Source organism: Streptomyces sp. NPDC047043 (genome assembly GCF_040644055.1).
In the GTDB taxonomy this organism is placed as follows: Bacteria; Actinomycetota; Actinomycetes; order Streptomycetales; family Streptomycetaceae; genus Streptomyces.
The window spans coordinates 1-16,745 of the sequence record NZ_JBEYVO010000075.1; the positions used below are offsets into that span (position 1 = coordinate 1).

Annotated in this window: 14 protein-coding genes and 1 pseudogene; 4 read left to right on the plus strand and 11 right to left on the minus strand. The window is 70.4% G+C overall.

The window, feature by feature from the left end:
- Positions 1–549 (plus strand): RICIN domain-containing protein (locus ABZ880_RS53790; RefSeq protein WP_361279188.1); only part of this gene is annotated, 549 nt, incomplete at its 5' end.
- A 1,154-nt stretch (positions 550–1,703) separates the two neighbouring features.
- Positions 1,704–2,585, plus strand: coding sequence for a VOC family protein (locus ABZ880_RS53795; protein ID WP_361279191.1), 882 nt, complete (start codon positions 1,704–1,706; stop codon positions 2,583–2,585).
- 482 nt (positions 2,586–3,067) lie between these two features.
- Here the strand turns inward: ABZ880_RS53795 and ABZ880_RS53800 are convergent, their stop codons facing one another.
- From ABZ880_RS53800 to ABZ880_RS53830, 7 genes are all read right to left on the minus strand, one after another.
- Positions 3,068–3,874, minus strand: coding sequence for a GntR family transcriptional regulator (locus ABZ880_RS53800; RefSeq protein WP_361279194.1), 807 nt, complete (start codon positions 3,872–3,874; stop codon positions 3,068–3,070).
- 447 nt (positions 3,875–4,321) lie between these two features.
- Complete coding sequence (locus tag ABZ880_RS53805; protein WP_361279196.1) at positions 4,322–5,218, minus strand: dioxygenase; 897 nt, start codon at positions 5,216–5,218, stop codon at positions 4,322–4,324.
- A complete protein-coding gene (locus tag ABZ880_RS53810; protein ID WP_361279198.1) occupies positions 5,215–5,745 on the minus strand; it encodes an iron-containing alcohol dehydrogenase in 531 nt (176 codons plus the stop codon). The genes ABZ880_RS53805 and ABZ880_RS53810 overlap by 4 nt, the downstream gene beginning before the upstream one ends.
- A 122-nt stretch (positions 5,746–5,867) precedes the next feature.
- The gene (locus ABZ880_RS53815; protein ID WP_361279200.1) at positions 5,868–6,353 is read right to left on the minus strand and encodes a DoxX family membrane protein; all 486 of its coding nucleotides are present in this window, start codon (positions 6,351–6,353) and stop codon (positions 5,868–5,870) included.
- Positions 6,343–7,695 (minus strand): amidohydrolase family protein, encoded by a 1,353-nt coding sequence (locus tag ABZ880_RS53820; RefSeq protein WP_361279203.1) that lies wholly within the window; start codon positions 7,693–7,695, stop codon positions 6,343–6,345. The genes ABZ880_RS53815 and ABZ880_RS53820 overlap by 11 nt, the downstream gene beginning before the upstream one ends.
- Positions 7,696–7,760: 65 nt before the next feature.
- Positions 7,761–8,663, minus strand: coding sequence for a fumarylacetoacetate hydrolase family protein (locus ABZ880_RS53825; RefSeq protein WP_361279206.1), 903 nt, complete (start codon positions 8,661–8,663; stop codon positions 7,761–7,763).
- Between the two features lie 199 nt (positions 8,664–8,862).
- Complete coding sequence (locus tag ABZ880_RS53830; protein WP_361279208.1) at positions 8,863–9,825, minus strand: 3-carboxyethylcatechol 2,3-dioxygenase; 963 nt, start codon at positions 9,823–9,825, stop codon at positions 8,863–8,865.
- 269 nt (positions 9,826–10,094) lie between these two features.
- On the opposite strand from ABZ880_RS53830, the gene ABZ880_RS53835 reads away from it, so the two are divergent.
- Positions 10,095–11,285 (plus strand): enolase C-terminal domain-like protein, encoded by a 1,191-nt coding sequence (locus ABZ880_RS53835; RefSeq protein ID WP_361279210.1) that lies wholly within the window; start codon positions 10,095–10,097, stop codon positions 11,283–11,285.
- 95 nt (positions 11,286–11,380) lie between these two features.
- Here ABZ880_RS53835 and ABZ880_RS53840 read toward each other — a convergent pair whose 3' ends face one another.
- The 3 genes from ABZ880_RS53840 to ABZ880_RS53850 are packed head-to-tail and all read right to left on the minus strand — an operon-like array spanning position 11,381 to position 14,145.
- A complete protein-coding gene (locus ABZ880_RS53840) occupies positions 11,381–12,256 on the minus strand; it encodes an alpha/beta fold hydrolase (RefSeq protein ID WP_361279212.1) in 876 nt (291 codons plus the stop codon).
- The gene (locus ABZ880_RS53845; protein WP_361279214.1) at positions 12,253–12,786 is read right to left on the minus strand and encodes a cupin domain-containing protein; all 534 of its coding nucleotides are present in this window, start codon (positions 12,784–12,786) and stop codon (positions 12,253–12,255) included. Before ABZ880_RS53845 ends, ABZ880_RS53840 begins: the two co-directional genes overlap by 4 nt.
- A 54-nt stretch (positions 12,787–12,840) precedes the next feature.
- Positions 12,841–14,145, minus strand: a complete 1,305-nt coding sequence (locus ABZ880_RS53850; RefSeq protein WP_361279216.1) for an FAD-dependent monooxygenase — start codon at positions 14,143–14,145, stop codon at positions 12,841–12,843.
- 379 nt (positions 14,146–14,524) lie between these two features.
- Between ABZ880_RS53850 and ABZ880_RS53855 the strand changes: the two genes are divergently transcribed.
- Complete coding sequence (locus ABZ880_RS53855; RefSeq protein WP_361279218.1) at positions 14,525–15,445, plus strand: LysR family transcriptional regulator; 921 nt, start codon at positions 14,525–14,527, stop codon at positions 15,443–15,445.
- Between the two features lie 15 nt (positions 15,446–15,460).
- Here ABZ880_RS53855 and ABZ880_RS53860 read toward each other — a convergent pair.
- A pseudogene (locus ABZ880_RS53860) lies at positions 15,461–15,673 on the minus strand (IS982 family transposase); the annotation flags it as partial.
- Positions 15,674–16,745: the final 1,072 nt, after the last annotated feature.

A 16,745-nucleotide genomic window follows, 5' to 3' on the forward strand; every position in this document is an offset into this window, starting at 1 on the left:
TGGACCGCCCGCGACGTCGGATACGTCCGCATCAAGGTCAACACCGCCACCGGCGACTACGCCAACATCGGCAACCTCCGCATCGGCGCACGCACGGCCAGACCAAAGCTCAAGCGCACCGCCTTCCCGGCAAAGACCACCTTCCGCCTCACCGCCCGCCACAGCCAGAAGGCCCTCACCACTACCAGTGCCGCCAACGGCACCCCCCTCGCCCAAACCACCTGGGACAGGAAGACCACCCAGAAGTGGACCCTCGTTCCCACCGGGGACGGCTACTTCAAGATCCGTAACACCGCCACCCGCACCCTCCTCGAAACCGCCGCGCTCTCCCGTGCCGACGGCGGCCCCACCGACATCTGGACCGACGCCGACGCACCCCAGCAACACTGGGCCATCACTCCCACCGGCGACGGCTACCACCTCCTCACCAACCGCTTCAGCGGCCTCGCCCTCAACGTCGACGCGGCCTCCACGGCCGACAACGCCACCATCAACCAGTGGGCCTACCAGAACGCTCCACAACAGCAATGGCAGATCACCGGGGTCTGAGCCGACCGAACCAGGGCCCGTCGGCGAAAGCACCCCCGCCGGGCCGTGCGCGCGGCGCAGTGAGTCGCCAGGCGGGGCGGAAGTCCTCCGGGTGCGCACGACGGGAGTGGTGGGAATGCGTGTCACCCGTACGTGTACCGACCGCGCTCTTACCCTCGGGCCCGGCCACCATCCCGGCACCGCGCTGCACGACCGTAGGGTGTGCACCACTCCCCACTCCGGCCGCAAGGTGTCGCGGACGCCACTTTCCGAGCGCCGCCGACAGCAGGTATCAGTCGTCCCCCGCACAGTGGTGTGACGGGCCCGATCCTGCCGCTCACGGGCAGTCCGCCGACCTGCACCGTGGTGCAGACGGGGCAGGACAGGTGATCGCTGTTGCACCACGGGTGGAACACCATCAGGCGTCCACCGGCGTCATCAGGCCCACCGTCGCAGCGATGGCGGCGCCGAATTCGCCCTGGGAAAGGATGGGTTCGGCTTCCCGCGCTGCGCGGCGCCCGCCCCTTCGACGAGTTGTTCCGCTGTCCGGTGCGCTGCGCCGCCGTGGAGAACCGGCCATGCCCCCTGCACCTACGCCCCGTGATGGAGCCTCCGGAGCAGCAGACAACGATTAGGCGGGGTCAGCGGGAGGTGTCGGTCACGCAAGGCCTTCCCGGCCTGAAACCGATCCGCGGTGGTACGGCCGCACACAGTTCTCGGCGCACAGCCGCTCGACGAGTCCGGCGTCATCCGCGTCGACGCCGCCACACCACGACCGGTGGGCGGGCCGGTGACCGCATCCGGCGTGGGCCGTCGCAGGACACCAGCACGCCGCCGCGGTCCGAGCCGCCAATGGCGTTCGGGGCGCTGCTCGAACAGCCCTCGATACGGGTCGGGCTTGGACCGACTGCTGCTGTGGGCGAGCGGCGGAGCCGACCCTGGCGACGGCGAGGCAGAGGCCGAGCGGGTTCGGTGAAAGGCGGCCCAGTTCGTCGGCAAGCGGTTCTCGTCCTCGATCGCCGGCAGCCCGACTCGCGGCGGCGACCCTGGCGGCACACCGGAAGCGCGAAGGTCGTCCGGCCCGACACCAGGCAGGAAGGTGCATCTTGTGAAGCGGCGAGACCAGATCTACTGTACAGATAGCGTTTCTGCACAGCGAAAACGGAGGTTCTGGCGTGATCCAGGTGACGAGGCTGGAGAACATCGCTCTGGCCGTTCCCGACCTCGACGAGGCCGAAGACTTCTACGCCGACCGTTGGGGCATGCAGCAGGTCAAGGGCGACGGCGACAGCTCACGGCGCTATCTGCGCGCCCTCTATTCCGGGCACCATGCCGTGGCCCTCGATCAGGCCGCCCCCGGCACCGACCGCGGTGAGATGGTGCACCTCTCCTTCGACGTCGCCAACCGGGCCGATCTCGACACCGCGGTCGAGAGGGTGGCCACCGTGGGGGGCCGCGTTGTGCGCGAGCCCGGTGAACCCCTCCACCCCGGACACGAGGCCAGCGCAGCCATCAGCGACCCCGACGGAAACGTCGTGGAGCTGCTCTACGGCTCCGCCTTCACCGAGGAAGACCACCGCGCGCGCGTCATCGCGCCGCGCAAACTCGGTCACGTCGTCCTCAACACCCCAGATCGAGCCCCGATGGAGAAGTTCTACGCCAGCATCGGCCTGAGGGTCGGCGACCGCACCGCCGGGGGCATGTCGTTCCTGCGCTGCAACAGCGACCACCACAGCCTCGCGTTGGTCGACTCCGGGCGCACCGGCGTACAGCACGTCGCCTTCGACGTGGTGAACCTGGACAGCGTGATGATCGCCCTGGGAGAGCTGGGTCGGGACGGCACGCCCTGCGTGTGGGGGCCGGGCCGGCACGGCCCCGGCAACAACATCTTCACCTACTACTCCGACCCCGGCGGTGTCTTCATCGAGTACTACGCCGAGATGGAGCAGGTCGAGGAGGAGTTGGAAGGCCCGCTGGAGGAGAAGTTCTGGGGTCCGGAGTGGCAGGGCGACTGGTGGAAGCTGGCCGGACCGCCGCCGTCCAACTTCACCAAGTAGCCACCGGGGCGCGAGGGTCCGGCAGCCGTCCCGAGCACCTCGGCCGGGCGGTTGCGGGGCGAACGCGCTCCGAGGCGGTGAGCGCGACGGGATCACGTTCACATGACCCGCCGACCGGGTCTTGGGATCACTGATCACACAGGCGGTGTCAGTTGGCCGGTACGAGTATGCGGGGTCGACCGTCAGGGCATGCCGGACGACGGGCCGCGTGCCCTGGAGGTGGCCGACGCACCGGCGCAGCGGCCGATGTGGGGCACCGCCACGCCCCTGCCCGGGCGGCCCGCCACGAGCCGGGCGTATGTGGCGACCCTTCGGTCCGGTCGGACCCGTACTCCGCGGGTGACCGGACCAACCGAGTGGTCGCAGCCGATCGGGCGGTGATAGGCACGAACGTGCGTTTCCCACTACCCGCCTGACAGCGGCCAGGAACGAGCGGCGATCACGCACCCGGGTACAGCTGCCGGATGCCCCGCAGTACGTGGCTAGGCGCTGCGCGTTCGCCGTACTCGGTCCGTGCCCACCCGTGTGGCCCGGTCGAGCGGCTCTGCCGGGCGGGCTGTCTCTCCCGCGCGGTCGTCCAGGTCCCGTGCGCCGGTGGATGCCGCGGCTGTCGCCTCGGCGGCGAGCAGGGCCGCGACGGCCTCGCGTGCGGCCGGGGCGTCGCGATCCTCGATCGCCTCGACCAGTCGGCGCAGGCCGCGGGCCGCCCCATCCGGCTGCTCGGAAGCGGTGAGGAGCGCGACCGCCCGCAGCCGCACACCTCTCGCATGCAGTTGGGTCAGGCTGGAGCGCAGGGTGGTGTTGCCCGCCCCGGCCAGCAGGACATCGTAGAGCGACGCCTGTGCGGAAAGCAGCTCTGTGACCATCCTCGTCTGACACCCGGCGTCCACCAGGGCCTCGAACCTGGTCAGTGTGCGTCGCAACTGGATGACCTGGCCGTCACTCGCGCGTTCGACGAAACGGTCGATCATATGCCTCTCCAGCACATGGCGGAGGTCGTAGAACTCCTCGGTCTCCTCGTCCGACAATTCCGCCACCACGGCGCCCTTCTGCGGGACCGTCCGCACGAGCCCCTCAGCCGCCAGTTCGCGCAACACCTCGCGCACGGTCGTGCGTGAGACACCGGTGAGATCGATCAGCTCGCGCTCGACGAGCCGCCGGCCCGGTGGGAACTCCAGCGTCAGGATGGCATCGCGCAGCACGTCGAGCACCTGCGTCCGCAGCAACGCCGAGGGCCGGCCGATGCGCGCGGCAAGATCCGGGCGGGGGGTGTCGCGGCTCCAGCTCACGACACGACCATACGGCAGGATTGTCGTACGGAGAACGCAAGGCAATCCGCGACGGCGATGGCGAGCATTTGTTCGATACCCGGCTTCCCGCCCGTCGGGAGGTTCCCCTTCCCCACCGAGGAGCCTGCGCGGGGTGGCTGAAGGGGCTTGCACGATGAGCGTCCGATCAGGTCGCGTGGCATGGTGCCGTGCATCGCAAGGCGCCAGGCCACGCGACCTGGGCGGGCACCCCTGAGGCGCGTCGTCCCCTCGAACTGTCACACAGACTCTCCGGCGAGGTCACCGGCATCACCGACCTCACAGGTCCACGGATCGTCGCGGCCGACACCCCGGCGGTCCGCACACCACGGCGCCTGCTCCGACGGATCGACGGTGTGCCGGATCGCCCGATCGGACGTGCCCGGTCGTAGACGGTCGTAGAAGGTCGGGTTCCGCGAAGGCGAACTGTCACACGGCGGCCGGTGCCAGGACGATGTCGAATCGGACCCGCGACCACGTCCGGTCGCCCAGGTCCCGGCCGTCGGGAGTCGGGGTCCCGGGCAACTGCCGGACGAAGTCCTTGACGAGTGACCGCTTGACGCCGAACACGCTGTCCTGAGTGAGGTAGTCGTCGCCGCTGACGAAGATGTGGGTCACCAGGGTCCGCCGGTGGGGCGCGGTGACCATGAAGTGCAGGTGCGCCGCCCGGACCGGCGAACGCTTGGTGGCGGCGAGCATGGCGCCGACCGGCCCGTCGTGGGGGATGGGGTAGGGCGTGGGGGTCACGGCCCAGAACCGGTACTCACCGTTCTGGTCAGAGGTCAGCCAGGCACGGCCGGCCACGCGGTCGTCGTCGTACTGCACATCGTAGAAGCCGTCGTCATCGGCCTCCCAGATATCCATGCGCGCATCCGCCACCGGGTTGCCGTCGGTGTCCGTGACCGTCCCCTCGACCCAGCACGGCTCGCCGGAGGCTCCGCCGGAGATGTCGCCACCGAGATCGACGTGCGGGGCGTCGGTGACGAAGTACGGCCCGAATACCGTTGCCTCTGTGGCGTCGGCACAGGCCGCGTTGTTCACCGCGATGGTCTGCATGGACGCGCCGAGGGTGTCGGACAGGAGGATGAACTCCTGGCGTCGGTCGTCGGTGATGTGGCCCACGGCGGTGAGGAAGTCGATTGCCTGGCTCCACTCCTTCTCTGTCAGCCGGGTCTCGCGGATGAAGTCGTGCACGTAGCGCACGAGGTGCTGCAGCAGTTCGCGCAGCCGGTCGTCCGGGGTGTTGTCGAATGACGCCAGCACCTCGGCGACCAGCGCCTCCTCGCGGGCCTGTTGCTCGGCAGCCGATTTCGTCCGGTCCGTCACGGGATCTCGTCTCCTTGCCACGCCGGGGTGAGCAGCCTTGTGAGGTTCTCGGTGGTCATGGTGGCCGGTCTGTAGCGCCACGCGAGCCATGCCCAGGTTGGCCATGCGGCGCGCGGTGCGTCGCCCCGCCGACGCGGCGCGGTAAGGCCGACGATCACCGTGTCCGTGCGGGGCGTCTCGGCGAGCAGCCGAGGTGCATGCGGCAGGTCGGGCCTCCCGCCGAGGACGTGACAGGTCTTGTGGTTCAGGCCGGATCCGGCCGACGAGAAGGAGTGCGCGGACAGGCAGGAGATGTAGAGCAGGAGCTCGTGCCCAGCCCGGTCCGAAGGGTCGCCCTCCGCCGATGGCAGCCCAGGGTTCACAGCGGTGGCACCCTTCGGGGCGAGGACCCGGTTGATCTGGTCGTGGCAGGGTGGCCAGAGGCAATCCGCGCAGTGTGCCGGCGCGTTCGGTCCCGACGTGACACCGAGGTCCACCGGCGGACCGAGGGTGAGTTCCGTGTCGTGGACGACTGCCCGCCTGCTCATGTTGTCGCCGAACCGGACGAGCGGACGGTGGGATCCCGGCACGCGCGACTCGCGGACGGGCGCCGGCGCCACCGTCGGCCGCCGTCCGGTACCCGAGGGGGCACCGCGTCGCGCGGCGGGCGTCACCGACACGAGTCCGGCCCGCCCCGCGCCGCGTCGTGACGAGGCCGGACGACCAGGCCGATCAGGCCGCCCGCGAGGGCGAGGTTCTTCAGGAACTCGGAGTGGGCTCGAGACCGTTCCGGTCCGCCCGGCAGCCGCCAGAACGGGTAGGCGGCGAGTGTCGTGGGCACCACCGAGGCGGCGAGCACGGCCGCGCACAGACGGGGAAGTCCGCCCACCGCCAGTCCGACGCCGGCGCCGAACTGGACGGCGGCGTTGAGCCGGACGAGATCCCGGTCCTCGACGGTGGAGATCGCCGGCACGGCCTTCTTGACCTGGTGGAGGAAGCCCGCCGCCCCCGCGGTCGGTCCCTCGGGGTCCCGCAGGACCTTCGTCCCGCTGCTGACGAAGACCGCGCTGACCGCCGCACGTACCGCCCAGGTCGCGGCCCGCGAGAGCGGCTGCTCCCCCGGCCCCGGCCCGGACGCGCCGGGGTCACTCGCCACGGTCGGCCGCCCGGTCGAGGACGGACGGCGTCCAGCCGAGCGTCCGGACGAGGTGGTCGCGGGACGCCGTGGCCCGGCGGCCGAGTTCCGGCAGGTCGAAGCCGGCCATCTTGCCGCCGCGCTTCACGACCTTCCCCGCGATGAACACCGTGTCGACGTTGCTCGTGTCCATCGCCGTGACGATCGCCCCGGCGGCGTTGTTCAGCGGCATCGTGTTCAGCAGATCGGTTCGCAGCAGTACGAGGTCGGCCTGCTTGCCCGGGGTCAGCGTGCCGGTCCTGTCGTACAGTCCCGCGCACCGGGCGCCGTGCACGGTCGCGAGTTCGAGTACCTCCCGGGAGCTGAGCAGCGGCGGCAGGTCTGCTTCGCCGCCGATCGCCCGCTCGTTGAGCAGCGCGCGCTGCACGGTGAACACGGAGCGCATCTGGGTGAACATGTCGGCCGCCATCGTGGTCTCGACGTCGCTGGACAGGCTCGGTCTGATGCCGGCGTCGAGCGCCGCCTGAAGCGGCGGCATACCGTGTCCCATCGTCATCTCGATCGGCGCGGAGATCGACAGCCAGCCGCCGGTGTCCTTGACCCGCCGCAGTTGCGCGGCGTCGGCGCCGGTGAAGTGGATGTAGACGTTGTTGTCGCCCATCAGTCCCTGGTCGTCGAGACGCATCACGTCGGAGGGCGTGATGCCCGGGACGCTGCCGACCACGTGCGAGAGGTTGCGCAGTCCCAGTCTGCGGGCCAGCAGCCACTGTTCCTTGTCCAGCGAGGTCGCGAGCGCCATCGTGACGAGCTGATCGGTCGAGGAGAAGTGCGTGGCGAGGATGCGCTCGGCGTCGCCGGGATGCGGCTGCCCCGGCACCGCGCCGCGGGCGTAGGCGTAGAGCGCCCGGATTCCTGAGTCCTTGAGCGCGGCGATCAACGCGTCGCTGTGTTCCGGGGTGTTGGACGCCTGGGAGAAGTCGACGATCGTGGTGATGCCGGCCTCGATCGCGCGCAACGCGCCGACAAGGCTCCCGATGTAGGCGTCCTCGGGCCGGTACCGCGCCGTGGCGGCGCCGGACACGTCGGCGAAGTACTCGGCCAGCAGTCCGTCGGGCAGCACGTTGCGCAACTGGCTCTGGTACAGGTGGTGGTGGGTGTCGACGAAACCGGGGATCACGATCATCGCGCCGGCATCCAGGACGGGCGCGTCGGTGACGTCCAGATCCGGTCCGACCCCGGCGATCGTGCCGTCGTCCCCGATCAGCACGTCGGCACGCTCGAAGTCGCCGACGGCGGGATCGAGGCTGAGCACGACGCCACCCTTGACAAGCAGCCTCGTGCCCGCCGTCGGACTCTCTGTCATCGGTGTTCCTCCATCGCTGTTCCTGTATGAGGACTGCCGGGAGATGCCAGGGCGGCGCGACAGCCTCATCGGGCGATCTCGGTCCGCAGCACGCCGAGGCCGGTGATCTCGGCCTCGATGACGTCGCCGCCGGTCAGGTAGGCACCGTGGTGTGCCGCCGCGGTGCCCGCCGGGCTGCCGGTGAGGATCACGTCTCCGGGGCGCAGGGTGACGACGCGGCTGAGCGCGGCGATCTGGTCCTCGATGCCGACGAGCATCCGCGCCGACGAGGACCGCTGGCGGGTGATGCAGTTGACCGTCAACTTCAGTTCCAGATCACGCGGTTCGGTCACGAAGCAGCGCGGCACGATCGTCGGCCCGAGCGGTGTCGTGCCGTCGGCGCTCTTGGCCGCGACCCAGTCCACACCGAAGATCGGGTGCCGCTGCCCGCGCACGGTGAGGTCGTTGGCGATCGTGTATCCGGCGATGTGGTCGGCAGCGTCCTGCGGGGCGACGTGCCGCGCGGTCCGACCGATGACGACCGCTAGCTCCACCTCCCAGTCCAGCATGTCCGCGTGGACCGGCGGATGTACCGTGCCGCGGTGGCGGTTGAGCGCGGTCGGCGGCACCAGGAAGTGGAAGGCTCGGTCTCCGACGTCCGCGAAGCCGAGCTCCGCGACGTGGTCCGCGTAGTTCGCGCCGGCGCACCAGACCGCCGGTGCCGCCACCCCGGGCACGTGGAAGTCGACCGCGCCGGTGGCATACGAGGTCGGACCTGCGCCGGCCGTCGACCACCCGGCGGCCACCTCTGCGACGACCTCGTCCCAGACCTCCAGCAGCTCCGCGAAGTCGGCCGGCGGCCGGTCGACCAGTCGGCTGAGCGGGACGACGTCGTCCTCGCGGACGACGGCGAGAACCGGCGCCGAGCCGATCGTGACGACGGCGAAGCCGAAGGCGGGCCCGGCGTCGGGTGCCACGTCGCCCGTCATCGCAGGAACCCGCGCTCGCGCGCCTCGGCAGGCCGCTGCGTCCCCGGCGATCCCGTGATCCGCGTCCGCGCGCACGGCTGCGGATCGCACGGCACGTGCGGATCTCCCCGGGTACCCCGGACCCGGCCGTCGACGTCCGGTGTCCCGAATCCGGGAGGGCCGGGCCTGGACACCCCCAGCACCGGTTGCCGTCGGCCGGTCACCGCTCCTCCACGCCGTGGACCGTGCTGCTTCCCGCGGTCGTGATACCGAATCCGGCGATCCACTCGGGTATCGGCCGGTAGAAGGACTGGCTCACCCGGTACGGGCCGTCGGCGGCCAGCGCGGCATACGCCGCGATCCAGGTGCGGACCTCGTGTGCGGAGTTGCCCGCCTCTTTGGCGAACCAGTCGGTGGACCACCCGTCGACGGTGTCGAAGTCGGCCGCGGCCAGGGTCCGCATGACGAGGTGGTCCCAGTCGGGGTTGAGCGGCTGCAGGTCGTCCGTCCCCGTGGCCATCGCCCGGCCCGCGCGCAGCACACGCACCTCCCGCGCGGTCCGTTCATCCGGGCTCGGCTGCCGGCCCGCGATCAGGCGTTCCGCCTCCTGCGCTGTCGCCCCCGCGAGCCTGGGGACAGGCGGATCGTGGGACAGTCCGCCCGACCCCAGCACGAGCACCCTCTTGCCGAGGCCGGCCAGCGCCGACCCGACCGCGTGACCGAGTCGGCGTACACGGCGCACGGGAGCCAGCGGTACGGCGACGGAGTTGATGAAGATCGGCACGGTCGGCACTGCGGCGACCGCCCCGAAGAGGATCTCCAGGGGCTGGGCGAATCCGTGGTCGACCTCCAGTCGTTCGGAGATCGCCAGGTCCACGTCCGCGGCTAGCACGTGTTCGACGACGAGCGCCGCCGCCTCCCGGTCGACGTCCAACGGTCCGGTCCGCGTGGTGTAGTCACCGATCGACGATGCCGCCATGCCGAGGCAGAACGGCGGAAGAAGATCGTAGAAGACCCCGTTGTAATGGTCGGGCGCGAAGATCACGACGAGTTCGGGGTCGAACTCCCCGATGAACCGACGGGTCTCGGCGAAGGCATCCTCCACCGCTCGCTCGACGTCCGCCGGGGGCGGGTTGATCCCGAGCAACGGTGAATGCGAGGTGGTGACCAGGGCCAACGGCATGAGCGCTCCTCGCGTCGTGTCACGTGCTGAGATCAACCCTAGGAGCGCTTGACTGAAAGTTCCATGACGAAGTTCGGAAACATCAGTTAGCCGTTTCACTATGAATGGCGTTGGCTTTTGCAGCCTTGACGCCGAAGCCCTGGCTTGCGGATGCTCGACACGGTCTCGTCGGGTGCGGCACGGCGAACAGGTCGCCGGGACGCCGCGCCCGCACAACCGCAGTCGGCGGCACCGTCGCAGGCGGAGTCGGTACGCAGGAGGTCGGAGCGGTGGTCGAGTGGAGTACGTCCGTCAGCACACGGGGCGACCGGGACGGCTCGGGGGCCACGGCCGCCGGTGACGTCGTCGCCGTGCCGGTGGTCGAGTGCGAGCTGCGCGGGATCGCCATTCCGAATGTGCGCCCCGTGCACTGGGAGGGCGGCATCGAGGCTCAGGCCCGGTTCATGGTGCTGACACTGTGGGACGCCGACGGCCGTCGCGGCATCGCCGAGTGCACCGTGAAGCCGACGTGGAACGGCTTCGACGCCGACGGTTTCGCCGTGGCGTTCGAGCGTCTCGTGCTGCCGGTTCTCTGGTCGGCGCGTACCGACATGACGGCGCTGCCCGAGCGGTTGGGCCGGCTGGTCGAGAACTCCGCACCCAAGGCGCTGTTGGAGAGCGCCCTCTGGGATCTGTCGGCCGGAGCCTCGGCAACCGCCGCGGACGTTCCGGCGCGGCCCGTTCCGGTGTCGGCCACCATCACCCGCGGCGTGCCCGCGGACATGGCCGCGGAGGCGGCGGGCCTGGTCCAGCGGTACGGGTTCGGCACCCTCAAGGTCAAGGGCGGGCAGGATGTCTCGTCCGACCTTGACGTGGTGCGGAGGGTCCGGGCCGCCGTCGGCGCGGACGTGGCGCTCTACGTGGACGCCAACGGCGCCGTCCCGGCGGCCGAGGCCGAGGACTACGTGGCCCGGCTCGCCGACCTGGGCGTCGTCGCTGTCGAGGACCCGTACAACCTCGCGCTGGACCGCCGCCTGGAGCGCGTACAGGCCGCGAGTCGTGTCCCCGTGATCGCGGACTTCGTGCTGGACGGCGTCTCGGCCGCCCGCGCGGCGCTCGACCTCGGCTGCGGTGGCATCAGTCTGAAGCCGAGCCGCTTCGGCATGCGCAAGGTGCTGGCGATGGGCGAGGCCGTCGCCGCGGCCGACGCACTCGGCGTGATCGGCCTGTTCGGCGAGAGCCACGCGGGCGCCGTGCACCTGCTGGCCGCGCACCGCGCGCTGGCCGCTCGGGTGCGGATGCTGCCGGCCGAGGCCGCGGCACCGCTGCTCCTCACCGACCACTACCTGCACGAGCCGCTGGAGGTCACGGGCGGGACCATCACCCCGCCCGCGGCGGCGAACCTCGCCGCGCTGGTCGATCCGGTCAGGCTGGAGCGGCTGACCACCCTGCCCCGGAAGCGGTGGCGCCGGGAGCTCTGAAGCAACGCCCGCGCCACAAGCCCGGGAGGCCCGGGGCGCTGATGTCGTTTCAGCGCCCCGGGCCTCCCGGGAAGGAGAGCGCGACGCACCCGTCCTCACTCGGCGAGGAAGCCGAGCACCAACTCGTTGAACGTCGCGTGCTGTTCCCACTGCGGCCAGTGGCCGGCGTTCTCGATGAGCTGGAACCGGCCGTTGGCGAGCTGTTCGGCCATGGCGATACCGGTCCCCGCGGGGCCGGACGGGTCGTCACTGGTCCACACCACGAGCGCCTCGTTCTTGATTGTCGCGAGATCCTCACCGGTGATCATGTTGCGCGCGCGGACGTCGCCGTCCTGGAGGCACAGGATGTGCCGCATGGACTCGGCGAACCCGGGCCGGGAGTAGACGGCGCGCCGGATGTCGATCAGCTCCGGGGAGACCGTCGTCGGATCGGCCATCAGCCACTCCAGCCGGGCCCGGATCCGCTCGTGGGACGGATCGTCGGCGGCACCCTGGGACAGGCTGCGGATACGCTCGCGCACCTGCGGGTCGGACAGCGCGCCGGCCGGCGTGTTGAGCACCAGCTTCCCCGTGCGCTCGGGGTGGCGGACGGCGAACTTGACGGCAAGCCAGCCCCCCAGGGACTCGCCGCCGAGATGGGCCCGGTCCACCCCGAGCGTGTCCATCAGATCGCTCAGGTGCGCAACGTAGTCGGCCAGTTCGAGGTCGGAGGTGGCATGGGTGGTGAAGCCGTGGCCGGGGTAGTCGTAGGCGATGACGCGGTAGCGCTCGGCGAAGGCGGGCATGTTGCGTGCGTACGCCTCCAGATGCCCGCCTATGCCGTGCATCAGGATGATCGTCTCCGGCCCGGTGCCGGCCTCCAGGACCCGCGTGCGCCAGGGCCCCACCTGCTCGTAGCGCAGGGACAGGGCGGTGCCGAGCAGTGCCGTCCAGACCGACGGGTCGCCACCCGTCCCGCCGCCGCCCGTCATCGGGCGCCCGCCAGCGAGTAGGCGAACACGAACGGCTCGTCACCGTCGTTCAGCCATACGTGCGCCGTGCCGTTCTGGACCACGCAGTCACCCGGCCGCAGCCGCACCTCGGTGCCGTCGTCGGTGCGCATCCGTCCCTCGCCGGACACCACGACGATGAAGTCGGCACTGTGTGTGGTGTGCATCCCCGGCCGGCTGCGGTCGAAGGCGGCCGCCATTCCGGGCAGCTTCTGCTCGGCCTCCGCGGCCGCCGCCCCGATCGCCTCCGGGGTCAGGTCGGCGGGCAGCTCATAGCTGACGCCGGCCGCGATGCTGATGAACCCGAAGCGCAGGCCGCCCGGATCCGGGAACATCGGGCCCAGGTGGGTCTCCGGGACCTCGGTGACCGGCAGCGTCGGCGTCCGGTCCAGTTCCCACACCCGGTGGACGGTGACCCCCGGCTGGATGGCCGTTGTCACCGCGGGAACTTCGTCGTCGGCGAGCACCGCTTCCTTGCCGGAGTCGGTGTGACCCGTCACTATCCTTCGCAACTGTCCTCCTGTGTTCGATCGGTCACGGCGCCGGTGACGAGACAGCCCGCGCGCTCACGCGGACGAGACGGCGGAGCGCACCCGAGCCGCCTGCTGTTCGTCGAAGAAGCCCGCCCGGCTGGCGGCCGTCCCGGACTCGTCCGGTCTGTTCATACCGGCGAGCCGGTGGTACTCGGCGAAGATCGCGTCAGCCTCGACGGCCGGCAGCACATCCTCGATGTCCGTGAAGCGTCGCCCGCCCGTGCGCTCCTCGACCAGACGCCGGATCACCTCGGGGCCCTCACCGCGGTTGGCGATCACCACCCGGTTCACCGCGTCGCGCCGCTCGTCCTCGTAGGCGAGCAGGGCCTCCTGCGGGTCGGCGATGCCGGCGAGGTTGCGGGCGAGGGCGGCGGCATCCAGGAACGCCTGCCCCAGGCCGTTGCCGCCCCGCGGGTACATGGCGTGCGCCGCGTCACCGAGCAGAGTGACCCGCCGGTCCGTCCAGCTGTCGAGAGGGTCGTGGTCCATCATGGGGATGACGTAGGCGGCACGCGCGGTCCGCAGCATCGTCCCCAGGTCGATGAAGTCCGCCTCCCAGTCGCCGAACATCCCCGCGACCTCCGCCGGGTCGGCGGGGCAGTTCCAGTCCTCGACCATCTGCGGGCGGCCGTACTCCTCGATGGCCCAGTTGACCAGGGTGAGATCGGTGCCGAACGCCTTGTCGATGATCGGGTAGCAGATGATGCTGCCCTGGCTGGGCGCGCCGATGTGGAGGATGGAACCGCCGGACAGGTACGGCTCCATCAGGGTGACGCCGCGCCACATCGTCACCCCGGAGTAGCGAGGCTCGCTCAGGTCCGGATGCAGGCCCGCGCGGACCACGGACCTGATGCCGTCCGCGCCGATGAGGAGGTCGGCACGCATCCGCTCGGGTGCCGCACCGCTCCGGCGCTCGAAGCGGACGGTCACGCCGTCGGCGTCCTGCTCGAAGCCGACGCAGCGCGCGCCGAGTGTCACGGCGTCCGGACCCAGGCGTTCGGAGACGGCGTTCAGCAGTACCTTCTGCAACAGCGCGCGATGGGCGTAGCGCTCCGGGTACGCGTATCCCATGTGGGTCCCGGACTTCTCGCCGTAGATCCGCTGGCCGTACTGGTTGTAGAAGGTCGATTCGACCGCGTCGACGGTCACCTCGTTGACCTGGTCCGTCAGTCCGAGCTCGTCGACCTCGCGCATCCCGTACGGCCGGAGCGCGACGCCCACTCCGACCTCGCGCATCCCGGTCGCGGACTCGAAGAGCCTGGGCCGGAATCCCTGGCGGTGCAGGTGCAGCGCGGTCGCCAGACCGCCGAGCCCTGCGCCTATGATCGCGATCTCCACGACGTCACTCCCTTGTGCTCGGGCGGCAGGGCGGTCGTCCACCGCCGGCCGACAGCGTCCCTGGTGCCCACGCGAGGGCGAGATGCGTGCCCGGTCGAACAGCGGCGCGGTGCGGTCGACGTGCCGGGGTGACCTGACCGCCTGCGCCTGCGCCTGCGCCTGCGCCTGCGGAAGCGATATCCGCAAAGGGCGCGTAGGCCATGGCCGGGACAGGGGCGTCGCTGACCGGAGGACAAAGCAGTGCCGGCGACATCGGGCGCGCTCCTTCACGAGATCAAACTGCCTCGGCACCCACGATAGGACCGGTTCTTCGAAAGGTCTAAGACAAAGTTCACCCAACCTCAGATAGCATTTTGACTATGTCTTCCTGGATTCCGCGATGACCACGGACAACCACATCTCGTTGCAGAAGCTCGAGGTCCTCTGCAAGGTGGTGGAGCTGGGCGGGGTACGCAAGGCGGCCGAGGCCCTCTACGTCTCCCAGCCGGTGGTCAGCGCTCACCTTCGCTCCCTGGAGAGCAGGATCGGTGCCAAGCTGTTCTACCGGCAGGGCCGGAACCTGCGCCTGACCGAGGCCGGCCAGGCGGTTCACGTCTGGGCGAGCGAGGTGTTGCGCGGCCGGCTGGAGCTGGACGCGGACCTGCGCAGTCTGTCCGGCGGCAAGTCGGGCACAGTCGCGATCAGCGCGAGCATGTCGGTCGGGAACACCCTGCTGCCACCGATCCTGATCAGGTTCCGAAGGGCCAACCCGAACGCGATGATCACGCTGAACATCTCCAGCGTCGAGGTGGCCCTGGAGGGTGCGCTGTCGGGCGCGAGCGACCTGTGCGTCGTCGCCACCGCTTCCGTCCTCGACGCGAACTCCTTCGTCGCCGAGCTCATCGCGGAGCCGTCGTTCACGCTCGTCGCCGCGCCCGCCAACACCGCCGTCGGCGCAGAGATCGACCCTGCCGAGCTGTCCGACCTGCCGTTCGTCTGTCCTCCGGGTCACCAGGCGATCCGCCGAAGTCAGGACGCCGCCCTGGCATCGCTCGGGGTGCACAATCGTCGTGTGGAGATCGAGCTGGGCAGTGCCGAGTCGATCAAGCAGGCGGTGGCGGCGGACCTCGGTGTGGCTCTGCTCTGGCGGCATTCCGTGGAAACCGACCTGGCCTCCGGAGCGCTGCGTGAGGTGCGTATCCGGGACGCCGACCTGCGCGACAGGCTGTACCTGGTCCGTCGGACCGAGAAGCGCCTGTCCCCTTTGCAGCAGCGGCTCGCGCAGGAGATCCGGGATGCGGTGCGTGAGTCGTTCGCCTAGATGATTGATGCGCTTTTACGCGCTGGTCAGTGGGGTGGGGTGGTCGTAGTGGATCAGCGAGCGTTTCCTCTCGGCTCCGCAGGCCCAGTTGTGCCAGATCGCCGCGTTGAGGACCGGGAGCCGCTGGAGCACCCTGGCCCACAGACCGGAGAGCACCCGGCCGCCGTGGGCCTCCAGGCCGAGCTGGCCCTTGAGCGTCCAGTTCACCGACTCGATGCGCTGGCGGAGCCAGTACGGGGGGATGATGCCGTCGTCCAGCTCGACATACAGTGCTGTCAGGAGAGTGCCCAGATCGGTGTTCACAGCACGCCTCACGCGTCGAGCCAGTGTCAACACCACCGATCCTGGACACTCTTCGCCGTTCCGGACAGGGCCCAAGGCGCATCGATCATCTAGCAGTCGGCGGCGATGCCGGATCCGTCCAGCTCTGGGACGTGGCCACCCGGCAGCCCCTGGGCGGCCTCCTCACCACTCCCGGCGACGGCATCACGTCCCTCGGCCATCTCACCGGGCGGCACCACGCTCTACGCGGCCTTCCTCACGTTCCGCTCCAGAGCTACCCATCGGCACCGCGCGCGCTCACCGAGGTCTGCGCCCGCGCCCGCGGAGCGGTCCTCACCCGCGCAGAGTGGCGCTCCCAGGTGCAGGACGTGCCGTATCTACGCGCCTGTGACGGGCGATGTCCCGGGAAGTGACGCGACGGCGCATCACGGCGTCGAAGCGGTGGCCGTCCCACAGCGAACCATCACGCGCAGCTCACAGAGTTGATTGCCCTCGGCCGCCGGGGATGTCGATCAACTCCTGACGCGCAATCGTGGTCCTCGCCCACCTGGGTCACCGGCGTCGACTCTCCCCCGGGCACCCGGTGACCGGGCACGAACGGCCCCCGACGGACACCCCCCTGCGCCGCCGGGGGCCGCTCATCGCCGGAACTCCGGGCACTCTCCGTCCCTTCTCTCCCGGAGGCTCCGATCACCGAATGCGACACCTCCCGGGTTGGCCAGGGGATGGGAAGGCCCCCTGCGGCGAGCCGCCGCTCACGCGTGTCCGGCAGCCGTCCGAACCCAGGGTCGGATGGTCGACCCATGCTCTCGCGTCAGCACTTCGGCCCAGGTGAGAAGGGCCCGCCGGGCGGCGCTGTCGCCGAAGTCGGGCCGGGACACGTCCACTCCCTCCCCGGCGGGAACCGTGCTGCCCAAGGCGCACACACGTACCCGCCCGGCGACATGCGTCGCCGGGCGGGTGTGGTGGCGTGTCAGCCTGTGGCCGTTTCAGCAGCGGTCGGACGAGGTGACCGCAC

Excerpts from the sequence above, each read along its gene's own strand:
- ABZ880_RS53830 (WP_361279208.1), bottom strand. The coding sequence starts at position 9,825 with ATGCCGTTGGCCCTGGTCACCACCTCGCATTCACCGTTGCTCGGGATC.
- ABZ880_RS53810 (WP_361279198.1), bottom strand. The coding sequence starts at position 5,745 with ATGAGCAGGCGGGCAGTCGTCCACGACACGGAACTCACCCTCGGTCCG.
- ABZ880_RS53825 (WP_361279206.1), bottom strand. The coding sequence starts at position 8,663 with ATGACGGGCGACGTGGCACCCGACGCCGGGCCCGCCTTCGGCTTCGCC.
- ABZ880_RS53840 (WP_361279212.1), bottom strand. The coding sequence starts at position 12,256 with ATGACGGGCGGCGGCGGGACGGGTGGCGACCCGTCGGTCTGGACGGCA.
- ABZ880_RS53820 (WP_361279203.1), bottom strand. The coding sequence starts at position 7,695 with ATGACAGAGAGTCCGACGGCGGGCACGAGGCTGCTTGTCAAGGGTGGC.
- ABZ880_RS53855 (WP_361279218.1), top strand. The coding sequence starts at position 14,525 with ATGACCACGGACAACCACATCTCGTTGCAGAAGCTCGAGGTCCTCTGC.